The organism is Peribacillus sp. SIMBA_075 (assembly GCF_046534585.1).
Genome location: NZ_JAWRYN010000049.1, coordinates 1 through 17312, shown reverse-complemented (window position 1 = coordinate 17312; position 17312 = coordinate 1). Strand labels below are relative to the sequence as shown.

Annotated in this window: 16 protein-coding genes; 12 read left to right on the top strand and 4 right to left on the bottom strand. The window is 41.3% G+C overall.

All coding sequences use genetic code 11. From position 1 onward, the window contains the following. Positions 1-64: 64 nt before the first annotated feature. Positions 65-274: an alpha/beta-type small acid-soluble spore protein gene (locus SB775_RS23540; protein ID WP_061465414.1), complete on the top strand. Its 210-nt coding sequence runs from the start codon at positions 65-67 to the stop codon at positions 272-274. 59 nt (positions 275-333) lie between these two features. Here SB775_RS23540 and SB775_RS23535 read toward each other — a convergent pair whose 3' ends face one another. After that, the gene (locus SB775_RS23535; protein WP_176431798.1) at positions 334-1083 is read right to left on the bottom strand and encodes a glycerophosphodiester phosphodiesterase; all 750 of its coding nucleotides are present in this window, start codon (positions 1081-1083) and stop codon (positions 334-336) included. Positions 1084-1229: 146 nt separating this feature from the next. Here SB775_RS23535 and SB775_RS23530 point away from each other — a divergent pair, with 146 nt between their 5' ends. From SB775_RS23530 to SB775_RS23515, 4 genes are all read left to right on the top strand, one after another. Next, on the top strand, positions 1230-2057 hold the full coding sequence (locus SB775_RS23530; RefSeq protein ID WP_089361839.1) for an undecaprenyl-diphosphate phosphatase: 828 nt from the start codon (positions 1230-1232) through the stop codon (positions 2055-2057). 377 nt (positions 2058-2434) lie between these two features. Continuing rightward, entirely contained in the window at positions 2435-3757 is a 1323-nt protein-coding gene (locus tag SB775_RS23525) for an APC family permease (RefSeq protein ID WP_089361838.1), read from the top strand. A gap of 148 nt (positions 3758-3905) precedes the next feature. Further along, positions 3906-5099 carry an MFS transporter gene (locus SB775_RS23520; RefSeq protein ID WP_089361837.1) on the top strand — a complete coding sequence of 398 codons (1194 nt, stop codon included), beginning with the start codon at positions 3906-3908 and terminating at the stop codon, positions 5097-5099. A gap of 99 nt (positions 5100-5198) precedes the next feature. After that, positions 5199-5528 carry a hypothetical protein gene (locus SB775_RS23515; RefSeq protein ID WP_410863583.1) on the top strand — a complete coding sequence of 110 codons (330 nt, stop codon included), beginning with the start codon at positions 5199-5201 and terminating at the stop codon, positions 5526-5528. Positions 5529-5619: 91 nt separating this feature from the next. Here SB775_RS23515 and SB775_RS23510 read toward each other — a convergent pair whose 3' ends face one another. After that, positions 5620-5763 carry a hypothetical protein gene (locus SB775_RS23510; RefSeq protein ID WP_176431797.1) on the bottom strand — a complete coding sequence of 48 codons (144 nt, stop codon included), beginning with the start codon at positions 5761-5763 and terminating at the stop codon, positions 5620-5622. Positions 5764-5908: 145 nt separating this feature from the next. On the opposite strand from SB775_RS23510, the gene SB775_RS23505 reads away from it, so the two are divergent. The 3 genes from SB775_RS23505 to SB775_RS23495 all read left to right on the top strand — a co-directional run bounded on the left by SB775_RS23505 (position 5909) and on the right by SB775_RS23495 (position 10058). Further along, positions 5909-6772, top strand: coding sequence for an STAS domain-containing protein (locus SB775_RS23505; RefSeq protein WP_410863581.1), 864 nt, complete (start codon positions 5909-5911; stop codon positions 6770-6772). Between the two features lie 212 nt (positions 6773-6984). After that, positions 6985-7422 carry a hypothetical protein gene (locus tag SB775_RS23500; protein ID WP_410863579.1) on the top strand — a complete coding sequence of 146 codons (438 nt, stop codon included), beginning with the start codon at positions 6985-6987 and terminating at the stop codon, positions 7420-7422. Between the two features lie 266 nt (positions 7423-7688). Then, positions 7689-10058: a penicillin acylase family protein gene (locus tag SB775_RS23495; RefSeq protein WP_410863578.1), complete on the top strand. Its 2370-nt coding sequence runs from the start codon at positions 7689-7691 to the stop codon at positions 10056-10058. Positions 10059-10111: 53 nt separating this feature from the next. Here the strand turns inward: SB775_RS23495 and SB775_RS23490 are convergent, their stop codons facing one another. Beyond that, complete coding sequence (locus SB775_RS23490) at positions 10112-10330, bottom strand: hypothetical protein (protein WP_089361833.1); 219 nt, start codon at positions 10328-10330, stop codon at positions 10112-10114. Next, on the bottom strand, positions 10323-10946 hold the full coding sequence (locus SB775_RS23485; RefSeq protein WP_089361832.1) for a sigma-70 family RNA polymerase sigma factor: 624 nt from the start codon (positions 10944-10946) through the stop codon (positions 10323-10325). Before SB775_RS23485 ends, SB775_RS23490 begins: the two co-directional genes overlap by 8 nt. 156 nt (positions 10947-11102) lie before the next feature. Here SB775_RS23485 and SB775_RS23480 point away from each other — a divergent pair, with 156 nt between their 5' ends. The 4 genes from SB775_RS23480 to SB775_RS23465 all read left to right on the top strand — a co-directional run bounded on the left by SB775_RS23480 (position 11103) and on the right by SB775_RS23465 (position 17167). Further along, positions 11103-11264: a YvrJ family protein gene (locus SB775_RS23480; protein ID WP_081092540.1), complete on the top strand. Its 162-nt coding sequence runs from the start codon at positions 11103-11105 to the stop codon at positions 11262-11264. 392 nt (positions 11265-11656) lie between these two features. Beyond that, on the top strand, positions 11657-12493 hold the full coding sequence (locus SB775_RS23475; RefSeq protein ID WP_410863576.1) for a GNAT family N-acetyltransferase: 837 nt from the start codon (positions 11657-11659) through the stop codon (positions 12491-12493). Positions 12494-12531: 38 nt separating this feature from the next. Next, entirely contained in the window at positions 12532-12990 is a 459-nt protein-coding gene (locus tag SB775_RS23470; RefSeq protein WP_089361831.1) for a DinB family protein, read from the top strand. Positions 12991-13348: 358 nt separating this feature from the next. Continuing rightward, positions 13349-17167 (top strand): bifunctional 2',3'-cyclic-nucleotide 2'-phosphodiesterase/3'-nucleotidase, encoded by a 3819-nt coding sequence (locus SB775_RS23465; RefSeq protein ID WP_410863575.1) that lies wholly within the window; start codon positions 13349-13351, stop codon positions 17165-17167. Positions 17168-17312: the final 145 nt, after the last annotated feature.

Sequence of the window (17312 nt, the reverse complement as noted above, 5' to 3'; positions counted from 1 at the left end):
AATAAATTGGCAATAATAATTTAAGCTAAAAATGCTAATTAATATTAGTAGGAGGTGAAAACACATGGCAAACAACAATAACAGCAATCAACTAGTAGTAGCTGGTGCAGAGCAAGCCCTAGAACAAATGAAGAATGAAATCGCTAGTGAATTTGGTGTAAACTTAGGTGCAGACACTACTTCTCGTGCTAACGGATCTGTTGGTGGGGAAATCACAAAACGTTTAGTTCAAATGGCTGAACAACAATTAGGCGGATCAAACTTTTCTCGTTAATAACTGAATAAATATGGATTTGAAAGAGAAGGGGCATCGCTCCTTCTCTTTCGCATTATTCAGCCATGTGACTGCCAAGCCTTTAAAATCTTGATTGCCTTTTCAGGGAAATCGGTCATGATAACGTCGACATCCATCTCTGCGAGCTTGACGATGTCCGCTTCATCATTGGCGACCCAAGGGCGGATTTTGTATCCAAGTTTTTTCGCTTTATCACTCATTGCTTGAGTCAGGCTATTTTTATCAGGATGAAAACCGGCTTCTTTTTTATCACGTAAGATTTCTTCGAAGTTTTCAGGAAGCCCTTCGAACAATAATGCACGTTCAAGTTCTGGGGCAAGCATCTTCACTTTTTCAATTGATTGATGGTTGAAGGAAGATAGGATCACCCGATTTTCCATTCGGTATTGATGAATTAAATCAATGATCTTCTGTTCGATCCCTTCGTAAGCGAGTTTATCCGTTTTGATTTCGATATTCATCAATAAAGCATTATCCCTGGCCCAGTCGAAAACTTCTATTAAAAAAGGAATCCGCTCCCCAAGGAATTCCTTGGAGAATTTGCCCCCGGCATCAGCCGTCTTCAGCTCCTGTGACGAATGATCTTTTACATAACCAGTAAGGTTGGTCGTTCGATCAAGTGTTTCGTCATGGATGATGACCAATTCCCCATCAGAACTGAGGTGGACATCGAACTCGATCCCCTCGGCACCGATTTCTGCCGCCTCTTGAAATGCAGCCATGGTATTTTCAGGATGCGTCCCTTTGGATCCTCTATGGGCGAAAATCAATATGTTTTGCAAATTCATCACTTCCCCTTTAAACTTTATCTTGAACCCTATCATACATGTATCCCTAAATTGTTTCAGCAATGTTTAATAGACAATATTTTAAACAACGAGTAAAATACATATGGTATTTCCATAACAGGTGTTCGAATTATGAGGTGAAAAAAATGAATATGTGGGAAATTTTTGTTGCTGTTGTCCTTGGTCTTGTTGAAGGATTAACTGAATTTGCTCCTGTATCGTCTACAGGGCACATGATTATCGTTGATGATTTATGGCTGAAATCGAATGAACTTTTCGGTAGTGAAATAGCCAATGTGTTCAAGGTGGTTATCCAGCTTGGTTCGATACTCGCTGTAGTCGTGCTCTTCTGGGGGCGATTCATGGACTTGCTTGGTTTAAGGAAAATGAAAGACCCATCTGCTGTGAAGGGCCAAAAGCTTAACCTCTTGCAGATCATCGTCGGATTGTTACCGGCTACTGTATTAGGTCTATTGTTCGAAGATTATATCGATGAAAATTTATTTACCATGAAGACGGTTATCGTTGGATTAATCTTGGGCGCATTTTTAATGATTGCGGCTGATAAATTCCGTCCAAAGCTGACTACAGAAACGGTTGACCAAATCACTTATAAACAAGCTTTTGGTGTAGGGTTAATTCAATGTTTGGCACTGTGGCCGGGATTCTCACGTTCAGGTTCAACGATTTCTGGTGGTGTACTATTAGGGATGAGCTATCGGGCTGCTTCCGATTTCACGTTCATCATGGCGGTGCCGATCATGGCGGGTGCCAGTCTTTTAAAGATAGTTAAATATTGGGATTACTTCACACCTGAAGTTATGCCATTCATTATCGCAGGTTTCATAAGCGCATTCATCTTTGCGTTATTCTGTATCCGCTTTTTCTTGATTTTAATCAATAAAGTTAAATTGACTCCTTTTGCCATCTACCGGATTGTCTTGGCGGTTGTGCTTTTATTCATTATTTGGTAATACGAATTGAAGCTTGAAAGAGGAGTGGAACCACCCCGTTGATTCGGAGTGGTTTTTTTTGTGTCCGAGAAAAAACCTGGTATCTCAGACTGTATATATAACGAATGATACTTGCTTTTTGTGATATTTAATTCGTTATTATCGAGTTAAATTTCTATAAAACGTTTTTTCTACAGAGAATATTCGGTTTTTGTTGCAGTTCCAGACATAATTAGTAAAAAAAATATAATTGTAATAAAGCTAGCCAAGCACAGTAATACCAACGTGTCCGGAACCTTATTGGACTATTCGAATTATTGAATAAGTTATTTCCATATAATTTATATGATATAATTTTAGTATAAAACAAGTACATGTGTACACCTGGGGAGGACATCATGGGGAATGACCAATTGAAAAAAACGATTGGCTTTTGGATTGGAACATCTATTGTAGTTGGTACAGTTATCGGTTCTGGTATTTTCATGAGACCTGGTGACGTGCTTGAGTTAAGTGGTAATTCAACCATGGCCTTATTAGCTTGGCTGATAGGTGGCCTGATTACCCTTGCAAGCGGATTGACGATTGCGGAAGTGAGTACCCGGATTCCTAAAACTGGCGGCTTATATGTCTATATGGAAGAAGTGTACGGAAAAGCATGGGGATTCCTATGCGGCTGGGTTCAGACATTGGTATATGGACCTGCAGTCATGGGCGCACTCAGTTTATACTTCGGGTTATTAGTCGCAGGAATATTTAATATCGCTTCAGATTACACTTTGGCAATAGGCATTCTTACGATCGTATTTATAGCAGGCATGAATCTGCTGGGGACAAAATACGGCGGTATAATACAAACATTATCGACCGTTGCTAAATTGATCCCGATCATATTCATAGCGGTGTTCGGTATCGCACAAGGTGATATGCCTGTATTCAATATCAGTAGTGAAAGTTCAATGAAAATCAGTATGGCTGGTGCGATTTTGGCTACTCTCTGGGCGTATGATGGCTGGATGAATGTCGGCTTCATGGCAGGGGAAATGAAAAATCCACAGAAAACGTTGCCGAGAGCTATCATAACAGGATTAGTCGTGGTCATGGTCGCATACTTGGCTGTGAACCTTGCCATGCTTCATGTTTTGGGAGCAGAGGGAGTCATCGCTCATGGTACGAATGCAGCGAATGTTGCGGCAACGCTTCTATTTGGTGAATTGGGCGGGAAATTGATATCAATCGGAATAGCGATTTCAATCTTCGGATGTTTGAACGGAAAGCTTCTGACCTTTCCGCGCATAACCTTGGCGATGGCGACTGATAAAATGATGCCTGGCCATAAACAAATCGGGAAAATATCGCCCAAGTTTAAAACGCCCATAAATGCTACGATATTACAAGTGATCATTGCCATCATAATGATGGTTGTAGCAGACCCTGACAAACTTACCAATATGGCCGTATTCTCTGTCTTCTGTTTTTATGGATTAGCCTTCTTCGCGGTCTTCATCTTACGCAAGAAAGATCCCGATGCAAAAACATATAAAGTCCCGTTTTACCCATTAATCCCCATTGTAGCCATTGCTGGTGCAATATATATTGTTGTAAGCACATTAATCCAAACACCTTTAAATGCCCTGTACTCGGTGATCATCCTCTTTATAGGTATGCCTGTGTACTGGCTGCTTAAAAAAAGTGAGCGGGATGATAAACGTTCATATTAATGAAAAACCCTTCACTGCATACAGTGAAGGGTTTTTTGTGAATTGCTGGAACTTACTTTTCCGTTTGGCCATAAGTGGCGAAATAGACAACTCAGGAAGTTCGTATTAACATAGGGGGAAAGTTTAATAGTGAAGGGTCTGAACAAAAGTGAATTATATCGAGCCTGCTGGCAAATCATTCAGGAAAACAATCTTGGCTTTATTTCTTGGTAGCTTTGTAACGTTTGCGGATCTGTATAGTACTCAGCCGGTCATTCCGGTTTTCGCAAAGCAATTCGGGGTCTCTCCTGCAATGGCAAGTCTTACATTATCTTTCGCAACAGGAACGCTTGCCATCTGTTTATTGCTTGTTTCCTTTTTCTCAGAAAATATCGATAGGAAAAAAATAATGGGGACAGCGCTCACTCTGTCTGCGTTGTTATCCATATGCGTCAGCTTCATCCAGGATGACCTATACATCCTTATTGCAATACGGGCGATTCAAGGAGCGGTGCTTGCAGGTTTCCCGGCAATTGCGATGGCCTATATCAATGAAGAATTCGATCCGAAAAGCCTGGGCTACGTGATGGGAATCTATGTGAGTGGTTCGAGTATCGGCGGATTGGCAGGCAGGCTGATTGTCGGAGTGCTGACCGACCATTTCTCATGGAACATAGCGATTGGCAGCCTTGGGGCTTTAAGTTTGATCATCAGTCTGGCTTTTTGGTTGATGCTTCCACATTCGCAGCATGCTGTCCGTAAAAAAGTATCATTGTCGAGAATTAAAACCTCCCTTATTAATAACTTATGGAATAGCAGACTAGTACTTTTATTCGGGATGGCCTTCCTATTAATGGGCTCATTCGTTACCGTTTATAACTTTGTGGGTATACCATTAATGGGACCGCCATATCATTTATCACAGACATTGATCGGCTTCATTTTCATTATTTATCTAGTGGGGACATTTAGTTCTACATGGATGGGGAAGCTTGCCGATCAATATAGTCGGAGGTTTGTTCTTCTTTCCGGAATCGCAATCATGCTGCTTGGGGCCCTTTTAACCTTATTGGATCCACTTTTGTTGAAGATAATCGGGCTTGCCCTGTTTACATTTGGCTTTTTTGGAGCTCATTCAATTGCGAGCACCTGGGTCGGATCGTTAGCTGATAAAAGTGAAAAGGCACAAGCATCCGCTTTATATCTCCTGTTTTACTATGCGGGGTCAAGTGTAGTGGGAGCATCAGGAGGTTTATTCCTGATGAAGTTCGGTTGGGGAGGGGTCATCTCTGCTGTATCCATCCTAATCATCCTTGCTGCCGTTTGTGTCATGATGGTTGAAAAAGTGAAAATCGTTAAATAAAATGTTCTTTTCTATCATGATTTTCCGGAATCCTGAATATAATCCAGTGAAAAATGATATTGAATAAAAGATTGATAAGAGAAGAGGGTAATAGATAGAGTGAAACGAAAAGCAGTAATTCTCATTGGGTTAATAGCCGTTTTAATTATATTATTCGTTGTATACTTAACAAGTCCGGGCCGATTGGAAAAGGTGGAGATTGTTGAAAAATACTATCCACATTTCTCCGATGGCAAGGCAGTCGGTTTTAAGACGAACGAAGTCATTGATGTAACGGAAACCAAAGAGGGATCCAATTGCGCAATGAAATTCAACAATGGGAAAACGTTGGAAATCGATTGTGACCGTTATTTAACATACAAAATCGATGAAACAGTTTATATTACCACGGAAGGAAACCATGTGAAGGAAATTCGAAGAAAAAGATAGTGGCAGGAAGAGCTGAGTTTGCTCAAAAAACAAACTCAGCTCTTTTATTTTATCCCATTTAAAAACCCAGACCATATTGGAATGGGCTTTTTCACTTTTTATCTTTGTTTTTATTTTTATCCTTTTTATTACGCCGTAGTACATCAAGGATTCTGCGGCTGTTATTTTTACTGTTTATTAGTTCGACTAAATCGCTCATGTTTTCAGATTCAAAGTCTTTTTGATCCTTTTTCATGATAATCCCTCCAAGTCATATATCATAATACCCTTATTAAGAGAAGGGTAAACGTCTATTATCATATTGGTAATAGAAGGATTTTATATCCTTTACCATTAACTATTTGATAAAATGTGATAAAAGCCCTGTGTGGGAGGTCTACATGGAAGAATTAAGAATGATCGGTGAAAAAATCGAAAAATTCAAATATATCTTAGTGGAGCATATCGAGTTGTTTGAAGAAGAGGGCCCACTCTATGATTTTGAAACCAGTAAAGAGGTAAGGTCGCAACTAATTCAAATTCATGCAGATGCCTTGATTCACGGTAAGGCACAAGCGATGGAAAGTATGAAAATAACGGGTATGGAAATAGGAAAGCGCGTCGTGGACATGGGAATCCCTTTAAATAAAAATATTGAGGAAGCTCAGCTGGTGCGTAACCTTTTCTGGAGTTTCATTGAAGAAGAAGTAAGCAACCGCTACTACTCCATTGAAATTTTGCTAAAGGCAAGCTTGATAATTGATGCAATACTGGATCAATTCATACACTGTGTGAGCATAAGTTATGTGAATCATTATAAAGAAATGGCAAAAGTGGCAAACGATTCTTTGCAGAAAATAAAAGAAAACCAGGAAGTCATGGAAGAATTGGCCACTCCGATTGTTCAGACCGTTTTAAAGGATGTGCTGCTCTTACCATTGATCGGGCGCATTGATGATTGGAGAATGGAGTCGATGCAATCGACGGTACTGCAAAAATGTACAGATCTGCATGCGGAAGTATTGATTATGGATTTCTCCGGCATTACCTTTACGAAGGAAAGCAATATGCTCACACTGTTGGATCAATTAGTGGGGGCACTGGCGTTGATGGGAACGGAAACGATGTTTGTCGGTTTTGCCCCTGATGTGGTGAAAGAGATTGTCAAACTTGATTTGTCTAATCAGGTAAAAGCTTTTCTATCGTTCAGGCAGGCACTGGAATATCTGCTTAAACAAAGAGGGCTGGCCCTTCAGCCAGTATGATGGAGGTATCCTCTTCAGGGTATCTTTTTTTGTATGTCATGATGTTTCCTAAATGCAAGAAGTTTGGTGAATGGTGGCAACCATACCAGCAGCTTTCTTCATTTTTCGTCAAATGGATATATCTCCATGATATAGTGAAATGGCGTGAATACGGAAAGCATACAAGAAAAAGAGATAGGACATGTAAAGCCCGAAAGGAAGGTGGATGAAGAGTGTTTTTCAAGAAAAATGAAGAACTTGATCCGAATGAAAAATGGTATTGTGTGGGGATCATGACGGATAATGGGTTGGAGGATGAAGAATATGATGTTTTGTCGAAACACATCCTTGAATCAGTCCAAAATGTGTCGGTCATATCTGACTTAATAAGGGTGGAGTGGGATCGGGGAAAATTGCGAACCTTGAACGAGCGTTTTAATGCTGATGCATTTTCTGACCCATGTTATATCATTAATAAATTCATACCAGAGGATATAAAAAGGGAAAGAAAACTTCTGGAGAAAAATCATAAATGGAAGAGGCTCTTTGGTTTCCTATCCCCGGTTGAATACATGGAAGCTGAGGCGAAGGCAGCCCATGACTTCGATAAGGCCCTTTTTTATACGGATGATCCAGATAAGGTGATTGAATACATAATTGCTAATAGCTAACATCCCCTGAACATCGATACATTGTATCGGTGTTTTTGTATTGACAATGTTTATCGAATTTCGCGGAAACAATTCGTCCTTGCGCGGAATAATCCGACCTTTAGCGGAATAATCCGACCTTGAGCGGGAACAACCGTCCTTGCACCTTTCTCCCTTCCGGAAATAAACAGAGGGAATGTTAGGAAGTTGGTAGGAAAGGTGGGTGGGGACGCGGAATATCTTAAGTAGATAATAAGAGAGTTTTAAGGGGGGAGTGAGATGAATTGATGGAAGTTGCCGTACCTCAGCAAAAACCAAAACGGAAGTGGAAAAAGCGGGTGCTATGGAGTCTTGCAATCCTGATTCTACTTTTGCTGTCTGTCTTGATTGCAGCAAATGTATTTCTTTCAAGGTCCTTGCCGGAAACAAAGGGGGAAATTTCGCTTCCAGGCCTTTTGAAACAAGTAACAGTTATGAGGGATTCCAGCGGGGTCCCGCATATCAACGCAGCGAATGAACATGATTTATATTTAGCCCAAGGGTATATCCAAGCACAGGACCGTTTATTTCAAATGGATTTAAGCAGGCGTCAGGCGTCAGGAAGATTGAGTGAAGTGATTGGTGAGAAAACCGTCAAAAATGATAAATATTTCCGCACACTTGGGCTAAGGCGGGCAGCTGAAGCGTCTTATGCAGCATATACAAGCGACGGTAAAGAAGCCTTGGATGTGTTTGCAGAAGGGGTAAATTTATATATCGATGAATTGAAGGAGAATGGGAAATGGCCGACCGAGTTCACTTTACTTGGATACGAACCAGAACCGTGGACACCCGTCGATTCGCTCACCATCGGTAAGTATATGGCCTTTGATTTAGGCGGGAACTGGGAAGATCAGGCGTTTAGACAGTATTTGTTGCAAACCTTCCCAAAGGAAAAAGCGTATGATCTATTCCCGGATTATCCAGAGGGCGCACCATATATCATCAGCAAGGAAGAACTGGATATTGAAAAAAGCTTCGCCGGGGCCGTTGTTCCTAATGAATTCAACGGCAGCAACAACTGGGTCGTATCTGGCAAGAAAACGGATTCCGGGCAGCCGTTATTGGCGGATGATCCCCATCTGGGGTTAGCTACACCCTCCGTTTGGTACCAAATGCATTTGGAGGCCCCGACAGTCAATGTGAGCGGTGTTATTTTTGCCGGGATTCCGGGTATCATTCTCGGTCATAACGATAAGGTCGCTTGGGGTGTGACGAATACAGGACCGGATGTCCAGGATCTGTATATTGAGAAGAGACACCCGGAAAACGAGAAAGAATTCGCCTTCAAAGATAAATGGGACAAGGCTCACATCTTAAACGAACCGATCAAGGTTAAGGATGGTAAGACACTTGACTATAAAGTGACGGTTACCCGTCATGGACCGGTTGTCTCCGACTTTGCCGGGAAAAGCGGAAAAGACACAGTCCTTGCATTAAGGTGGACGGCACTTGATCCATCCGCAGAGCTTGAAGCGGTACTTAATATGAATAAAGCGGAAAACTGGAAAGACTTCGAAAAGGCCCTTTTGAAATTCGAAACGCCGGCACAGAATTTCGTCTTTGCCTCAGTCGATGGGACCATTGCCTTTAAGGCGAATGGGAAAATCCCTATCCGTAAAAAAGGCGATAGTATGCTGCCTGTACCAGGCTGGACGGATGAATATGAGTGGAAAGGCTACATTCCATTTGATGAACTTCCAAAAACGGTCAATCCGGAAGAGGGATTCATTTCGACAGCGAATAATAAAGTCATCTCAGATGATTATCCTTACCATATCAGCAATAACTGGGCACAGCCGTACCGTCAGATGAGGATACAGGAGTTTTTAAAAGCGAATAAAAAGCTTACTGCAGAAGATATGCAAAGCTTGCAGATGGATCAGATGAATCTGCAGGCTAAGGAGTTCGTCCCTCAATTTATAGAGGTACTGAAAGGTCCATCGGGAATACAGGAAGACAAGGCACTAAGGATTCTGGAGAAATGGAATCATATTGATTCCGTTGATGAAGCAGCACCGATGATTTTTAATGTATGGATGAAAAAAATAGGGGAAGTTTTGCTTACAGAAGAAATACCGGAAGAAACGCTCAACCTCTTTAATGGAAGGCGTTCGGCCGTTGATGAACTACTAAGGCGGGCATTGGGCGGTAAGCCGGGTCCTTGGATTGAAGAGGCAGGCGGACTGGAGCAGGTACTCGCCAAGTCGTTACAGGAGACGTTAATGGAACTGGAAGAATCACAAGGTGACGATATAGCTGATTGGGAATGGGGAGACTATCATCAGGTAAGGTTCAACCATCCGTTACGAAGTGTCGCCCCGTTAAATTATTTATTTAACAGCGGCGGCGGATTGCCGGTCGGCGGTAGCAGTGTAACCGTTCAGGCAGCGGCATTTTTAGATAACGGAACCGTTAATCATGGTGGCTCCTGGAGATTTGTCATTGACCTATCCGACATGAAAAAGGGATATCACCTCGTTGGGCCTGGGCAATCAGGTAACGTAAAAAGCGAGTGGTACCACGATCAGCTTGATGATTGGGCAGAAGGTACTTATCACAAAACGGTATTGGATGATCCAAAAGGTGATAAGCTGACATTGAATCCATTATACTGATATTCAGCAAAAAAAGTACCAAGTCCAGCATGCATGCTGGACTTGGTACTTTTTCATTGTTTTTGCTTAGTCAGGAATTCTGCAAGGAACTCCTCAAAATTAGGGGCCTCGATTGAAACGATTTTTTCATATGACTCAATGATCTTGAGTTTAATCTCTTGTTCCAGATCATTCCGGTCTTGATAGTTGGTGTTTTTTAACGATTTTTTTATTTTAGGATTCAAAGAGTCGATTAGATTCATCAATTCTTCTTTTGATAGTTTTTTATCCACAATGGCTTTTCTCCTTTCTATTATATACCTCATCCATATAGTGCTTTCGAAGTTTTTTGAGAGCCTGTTTACGAATGCTTGAGATATTCTGGGGAGATTCATGAAAATAGGCAGCTATTTCCTTGTTGGATAGGCCATAGGAAAAGATCATGGTCAGGACTAGACTTTGTTTGGCTGTTAACTTCTTCAGGGCTTTTATCATCTCTTCATCACTTATGTGTGAAGAGAGCTCATTCGTTTCCCCCATCTTTTCAAGTTGAACGTCCAAAGTGCCGATTCGATCGATCATTCCGAAAGTATCCTTTGGTGTCGCATCAAGTACCATTCGATAGCGTTCCCGCTGCTTCCGTGCCCTTTTATCAAAATCAACGGAGAAAAAGTAAATCAAGGAGCACATGTATTTGTATACTTTAGCCCGGTAATAGAAAAGTTTGAAGGTCTCGTTGAGATGACAAATGTTATGTGAAGAAGGGGAATCAAGAGTTTCGGTAAAAATCTTTAAATGCTCTGGGTTCTGTAAAAATACTTGAATGATCGGTTGTTCAAAGAAAGATGAGTACTGTTGTTGCAGAAACTCCAATGAATGAGAAAAAAAATGAGAAGTTAACTGGTTCATTGCTATCCCTCCTTTATTTAATAAAGTGATAGACAAGGGGAATAAATCAATTATATAGGAACATTTGTTCCTTTATCCATAAACCAATAGTGCTAGATTGATTTTTTTAAACAAGTTTCACTTTAGATATCAGATACATGAAAAGGGGTGAAGAGGATGATGATTGAGGATGCTACTGTGTGGGTGTCATTAGTTAGCGAATTTGGCTATCCATTCGTCGTTTCTATGTTTTTGCTCTTCCGCTTCGGTAAACAATTAAAAGAACTGACAACGGACGTAGAGAACTTAAAAAAGTCCGCTCATAAAACGAAACGATAACCTCAGGACGTAATGTGCTAGGTAGTAAAAACCGAATTTCGGATTCTATTCTAAAAAGGGTCCGGAATTCGGGTATAAAGAAATAGGTACTATTTCACCAATGAATCCCTCCTTTAAAGTCAAATAAAAAAAACGCAGACCATTATTTGGAATATAGCACAAAATGGGTAAAAAATAATCGTCAATTGGAATCATTTTACTACAATAATTCATCCGTCAATGGAATTAGATAGGAAATCCTCCCCTCATACGATCTTAGTTTTATGGATTAAAGTGAAAATACTTTTAAAAAAACAACATTTGTAGAAAACTTATGGAAAGTATGCGGCATCCATGTAAAAGGATGCTGCTTTTATTTTTTTTTGGTAATAAACTGATAGTATGGAAAAGGGGTGGGAATTTTGAATGAGAAACAGCTAGAAGATATTCGGATTCTACAGCAGGAATGTGAGCGGGAAGATTTTACATTAAAGCTGAACTGGGAGACACTTCGCAGTCGAAATGGTGTGGATAAGAATGATTTTCTTCACTATGATGGATTAAAACTTGTTGGTTTTCTTGGTCTTTACGATTTTGGAAATAAAGTGGAGATGTGTGGGATGGTACATCCTGAATTTCGGAGGCAAGGAATTTTTACAAAGCTGTTGGACGACGCTATAAGGAGTGCCATGGAGCGCAACTTTAAGTCGATCATCTTGAACTCGCCTGCTCAATCACATTCAGGGACAGGGTTTTTGAAACAGCTGCCATGTAAGTTCGCTTTTTCTGAGTTTCAAATGAAATGGTCTGGAACGGAGCTTGATGATTATGAGGATGCAGTCGTTCGCCCTTCACGGAGAGAGGATGAGGAAACGGAAATTCAGCTGGATATTCAGTGTTTCCAATTTACGGGAAAAGAGGCGAGGGATTATTATCAGCGCATCCTGCACGAGGATACCCTGAAAACCATGATGATTGAAAAGGATGGCTGTCCTGTCGGTAAAATTCGTGTTGATCAGTCAGGTAGGGAAGCATGGATTTATGGATTTTCCATTTTACCGGAATACCAGGGAAAAGGACTTGGCAGAAAGGTATTGAAAAAGGTGGTAGCTGAACAATGCCAGCTTGGATATGATATTTTTCTCGAAGTCGAGGCGACTAATGAGCATGCTTTAAGACTCTATGAATCTTGTGGATTCAAAACGATTCAAAGACAGGATTATTATCAATATAAAGGGCTGCAGCGCTAAAAGGGATATTAACGAAAAAGAGTTTTTTGGGGGTAGGAATGCTGACATTATTCACTTATAACTGGCAGGTCAGAAATGAGTGGTTCAAATGGTGCCGGTCCGTATCGTGTGAGGAACTTAAACGGCAGCGCACGGGCGGGATGGGCAATATTTTGAGGACACTCGCTCATATTATCGATGTTGAATGCAGCTGGATCCGGGCCATTCAGGGGAAGCCGGATGTCGGGATTGATCTAGACGCCTATAATACAATCCAGAAAGTAGAAGATTTATCTAAGCATTATCATTCTGAGGTCATGGACTATTTGAACTCGGATTCGTTTAATGGGGAAAGTGAATTGATTCAGCCACCTTGGATGGAGGGGACTTACGAAAAAGGCAGGATATTGGGCCATCTGATAGCCCACGAAATACATCATATAGGCCAGTTGTCCATCTGGTCGAGGGAGATGGGGATTAAACCTGTATCAGCCAGTTTAATAGATAGGGCTTTATAGATTTCTATATTTTTAAAACTGGTAATGCGCTTTACCAGTTTTTTTGTTTTCAAAAAGGGGATTACGGTGAAGTAGAGAGCGTCTGAGAAAGAGGGAGGACATTGAGATCCCATACGATGGAAGCAGGCTTGCTCATGTATGGCCGAGTCGCAAAAAGCAACTTTCTTCCCAAGGATTCCATGGGATTCTGTAATGATTTTAAATATATAAAGGAAAAATGATTCATGTCAGTGAATGAAAATGGTTAAATAGGACCGATTATTAAAAATTCTTAATATTAAGGTAAAACTTAACATGCTTTCGACAAAATCATGTTATATTATTCTAGCATTTTACAAAAATAGAAGGGTTGTGAAGTATGTCGTACAAGATGCATGTTAAAAGGATGCTCGCCCCGATACTTGCTGTAAGTTTGATTACTGCCCCATTTACCGTACCAGTCGGGACATCTGCCAAAGAGGCAAATAAGAAACCGGTCGCTACTAAACCATTTATCATTTCAGCTCCTGCTGTTAATTACACAAATGGCACTAAAGCGACTGTGAAGGTCACGCCGAAAAAAGGGAATAAAGGAAATGAAACCGTTGTCTTCCAGTTAATGAATGGGACGAAGGTCATTTCACAGTCAGCCATTGAGGCGGATATTAAATCGGCCCAAAAGTTCTCTGCCTACTTCAATTCGTACAAATCGGGTTACTGGGTCAAAGTATCGGTTGTCGCCAAGTATAACGGTAATACGAGTAACTTCGGCAACAGCCTGGCAACCTCCGTTTCAGATGCGCCATTTGAACTTAGGATCATGGAAACGACAGATATACACACTAATCTAGTAAGCTATGATTATTATAAGGATGCCGTATCAGACTCCGTCGGCTTTTCTCGCACGGCATCTTTAATCAAACAGGCACGAAAAGAAGTGAAAAATAGTGTTTTAGTGGATAACGGCGACCTTATTCAAGGGACCCCCCTAGGTACGTACAAAGCGAATATAGCGCCACTGAAAAAAGGTGAAGTCCACCCCGTCTATAAAGCGATGAACTTGCTTGACTATGATGTGGCTACATTCGGCAATCATGAATTCAATTATGGTCTATCTTATTTGGACGAGGCCATCAACGATGCGAATTTCCCTTATGTCAATGCCAATGTTTATAAAAAGGATAAAGACAATAATCCAAAGAATGATAAAAACAAATATACTCCATATAAAATCGTCACGAAGAAAATAATGGATATAAATGGAAATGAAAAATCAGTGAAAATTGGCTACATTGGATTCGCCCCTCCGCAAATCATGGATTGGGATAAAGCGAATCTTGATGGTAAGGTCATTGCAAAAGAAATCGTCACGACTGCAAATAAATATGTACCTGAAATGAAGAAAAAGGGTGCAGATGTCATCGTGGCGCTCACACATTCCGGGTTTAATGGCGACACCAAGAATACCGAGGATGTCATCTATTCATTAAGCAAGGTATTCGGCATAGATGCCATCACGTTCTCCCATACGCATAAAGTCTTTCCTGCACAAGATGAGGCGTCTTTAGACAGTCTATTTAAAGATAGCCAAGGGAAAATCCTTAAAGGCGTGGATAATAAAAAGGGAACCATTAATGGTGTACCAGCCGTTCAAGCAGGATATGGCGGCAGTAATCTGGGGATCATTGATCTTGATATCCAGAATATCAAGGGAAAATGGAAAGTCGTTCATTCTGATTCGTCAACACGGGCAATCAATGATAAAGAAACAGGAAAAAAAGCAGTTGAAGATGCATCTGTCGTCAAAGCTGTTAAAAAGGATCATGAAGGAACGATCAAGTATGTTAACACGCCGATAGGAACGACTACAGCTCCAATTCATAGTTATTTCGCCCTTGTGCAAGATGATCCTTCCGTACAGGTCGTGACAAGCGCACAGAAATGGTATGTAGAAAAATACATCCAAAGCAACCGCCCAGAATACAAAGACCTGCCCATTCTCTCTGTAGGAGCTCCTTTCAAAGCGGGTCGCAATGGAGTCGAAGAATTCACCGAAATCAAAGAAGGCGGACTGACCATTCGCAGCGCCGGCGATTTATATTTATACGATAATACCTTGAAGGCAATCAAGATCAAAGGATCCGTTGTTAAAGAATGGCTTGAGATGTCTGCCGGGAAATATAATAAAATTGATCCTGCCAAGTCTGAGGAACAGGAATTGCTTAATGGAAAGTTTGCCGTCTATAATTTTGATGTGATTGACGGCGTTACGTATCAAATCGATGTCACTAAGGCTCCGCGCTATGATGAGAAAGGGATAAAAGTGTCGGATTCAAGCAGGATTGCAAATTTGAAATATAATGGCAAGCCAGTGGACCCGAATCAAGACTTCATCGTCGTGACGAATAATTACCGTGCTTCGGGCGGAGGAAACTTCCCGGGAATCAAGGGCAGCGAATACGTAGTTGACTCTGCGGATGAAAATCGCCAGATCTTGATGGATTACATTACACAAGAGAGTGAGATCAATCCAACCGCTGATAATAACTGGTCGATTGCCCCGATTTCAGGCAAGGTGAACGTGACTTTCACCTCATCACCAAAGGGTGCGGAATATTTAAATGAAGAAAGCCCGATTTCCTATACAGGCAAAACTGATGATAAAGGATTTGGCATTTACAAATTTAATTTGGGGAAAGAGAACGTTAAAGTGCAATTGCTCGGGATCAATGATCTTCACGGCCAGCTGGATACCACTTCTGATTTTGGCGGTATCAAACAAGGGCGTGCTGATTATTTAGCTGTGCACTTGAAGCAGCGTAAAGCTGAAAACCCTGAAAATACACTTTTACTTTCGGCAGGGGATGCTGTTGGGGCAAGTGCTCCCGTTTCTTCATTGATCCAGGACAAACCGACGCTTCAGTTTTTGAATAATATGAAGTTCGATGTCGGAACTGTCGGGAACCATGAATTCGACAAAGGGGTAGAAACCCTGATGGCTCAAATCAATGGCGGAAAGTCGCCAACATCCGATGTGGTATTCGATAAATTGAACTTTCCATATGTAGTAGCCAATGTCGTATATAAAGACACGAAAAAACCGATTTTGGACCCTTACTTCATAAAAAAGGTCGGCGGGGTTGATATTGGGTTCATAGGTGTAGTCACGAATGCCACACCTCAAAAAGTAAGTCCGGATGGCATTAAGAATGTAGAATTCATTGAACAGGCACCTGCCGTAAATAAGGCGGTTAAAGAGTTGAAAGATAAAGGCGTCAAATCGATTGTGGTCATCTCACATGACCCAGGCACGGAAAAGGAAGGGGTCATCACAGGCGAAGTGGCTGATCTTGCTAATGCCGTGGATGATGAAGTAGATGTGATCTTAGCCGGAGATAATCATGCAAAGGTCAACAACTATGTGGATGATAAATTGATTGTACAAGCTTACTCTTATGGAACGGCTTTTGAAGATGTGGATTTGGAAATCGATCCAAACACTAAGGATATTGTCAAAAAGTCAGCTGAAATTGTTACGGTTACACAAGAGGGCATCACACCGGATGCCGGGACGACGAAATTCATTAACGACTATTTAGACATGTTCCCCGAGTTGAAGGCCCCGCTTGGGACAACGGATGAGAAAATTTTAAGAACCAATGCCTATACACAGGAAACTGGACTTGGGAATTTAATCGCCGATTCGATGAAAGCAGATTTGAATTCCGATTTTGCTTTCATGAATCCAGGTGGAATTCGTGCTGATATTCCAAAGGGAGAAGTCACCTTTTCCGATTTAGCGAAAATCCAGCCTTTCGGAAACGTATTGGTTAAGCTGGAACTGACTGGAGCCGAAGTGAAAACGCTGCTTCAACAGCAATGGATCGTTGAAGGAGCTCCGAAGACTTTGCAAATATCTGGACTGAGCTATACAGCCGATTTCAGTAAACCTGTCACTGAGCGTGTCACTTTATTGAAGAAAGCGGATGGGACACCAATCAAGGATGCCGCAACGTACACAGTGGCCGTCAATGATTTCATGGCAAGCGGCGGTGATAACTATACCGTCCTGAAAGGAAAAGAGCGTGTGTTTGGACATGCTGATCTAGAAGCTTTCGTTAACTACGTGAAAGAAACCTTCAAAGGCGGAAAAATCACGGCAGAAATTGAAGGCAGGATTACCAATATCAATAATTAATTAGGATTTACCGGTGAGTTAAGAGAGTTTACTCGTGAAACTATAAAAGAGAGCGTTCCATAATACAATGAACTGTGCCCCATTTTACGGACAGTATAAAAAAGTGCCTAAGCAGCTAATAAATGGTCCCGGTATTGTACCGGGG

Bases quoted from the DNA above. Each gene is read 5' to 3' on its own strand.
- SB775_RS23535 (WP_176431798.1), bottom strand. From the start codon at position 1,083: ATGAATTTGCAAAACATATTGATTTTCGCCCATAGAGGATCCAAAGGG.
- SB775_RS23530 (WP_089361839.1), top strand. From the start codon at position 1,230: ATGAATATGTGGGAAATTTTTGTTGCTGTTGTCCTTGGTCTTGTTGAA.
- SB775_RS23505 (WP_410863581.1), top strand. From the start codon at position 5,909: ATGGAAGAATTAAGAATGATCGGTGAAAAAATCGAAAAATTCAAATAT.
- SB775_RS23465 (WP_410863575.1), top strand. From the start codon at position 13,349: ATGTCGTACAAGATGCATGTTAAAAGGATGCTCGCCCCGATACTTGCT.
- SB775_RS23510 (WP_176431797.1), bottom strand. From the start codon at position 5,763: ATGAAAAAGGATCAAAAAGACTTTGAATCTGAAAACATGAGCGATTTA.
- SB775_RS23495 (WP_410863578.1), top strand. From the start codon at position 7,689: ATGGAAGTTGCCGTACCTCAGCAAAAACCAAAACGGAAGTGGAAAAAG.
- SB775_RS23480 (WP_081092540.1), top strand. From the start codon at position 11,103: ATGATGATTGAGGATGCTACTGTGTGGGTGTCATTAGTTAGCGAATTT.
- SB775_RS23525 (WP_089361838.1), top strand. From the start codon at position 2,435: ATGGGGAATGACCAATTGAAAAAAACGATTGGCTTTTGGATTGGAACA.
- SB775_RS23540 (WP_061465414.1), top strand. From the start codon at position 65: ATGGCAAACAACAATAACAGCAATCAACTAGTAGTAGCTGGTGCAGAG.
- SB775_RS23470 (WP_089361831.1), top strand. From the start codon at position 12,532: ATGCTGACATTATTCACTTATAACTGGCAGGTCAGAAATGAGTGGTTC.
- SB775_RS23485 (WP_089361832.1), bottom strand. From the start codon at position 10,946: ATGAACCAGTTAACTTCTCATTTTTTTTCTCATTCATTGGAGTTTCTG.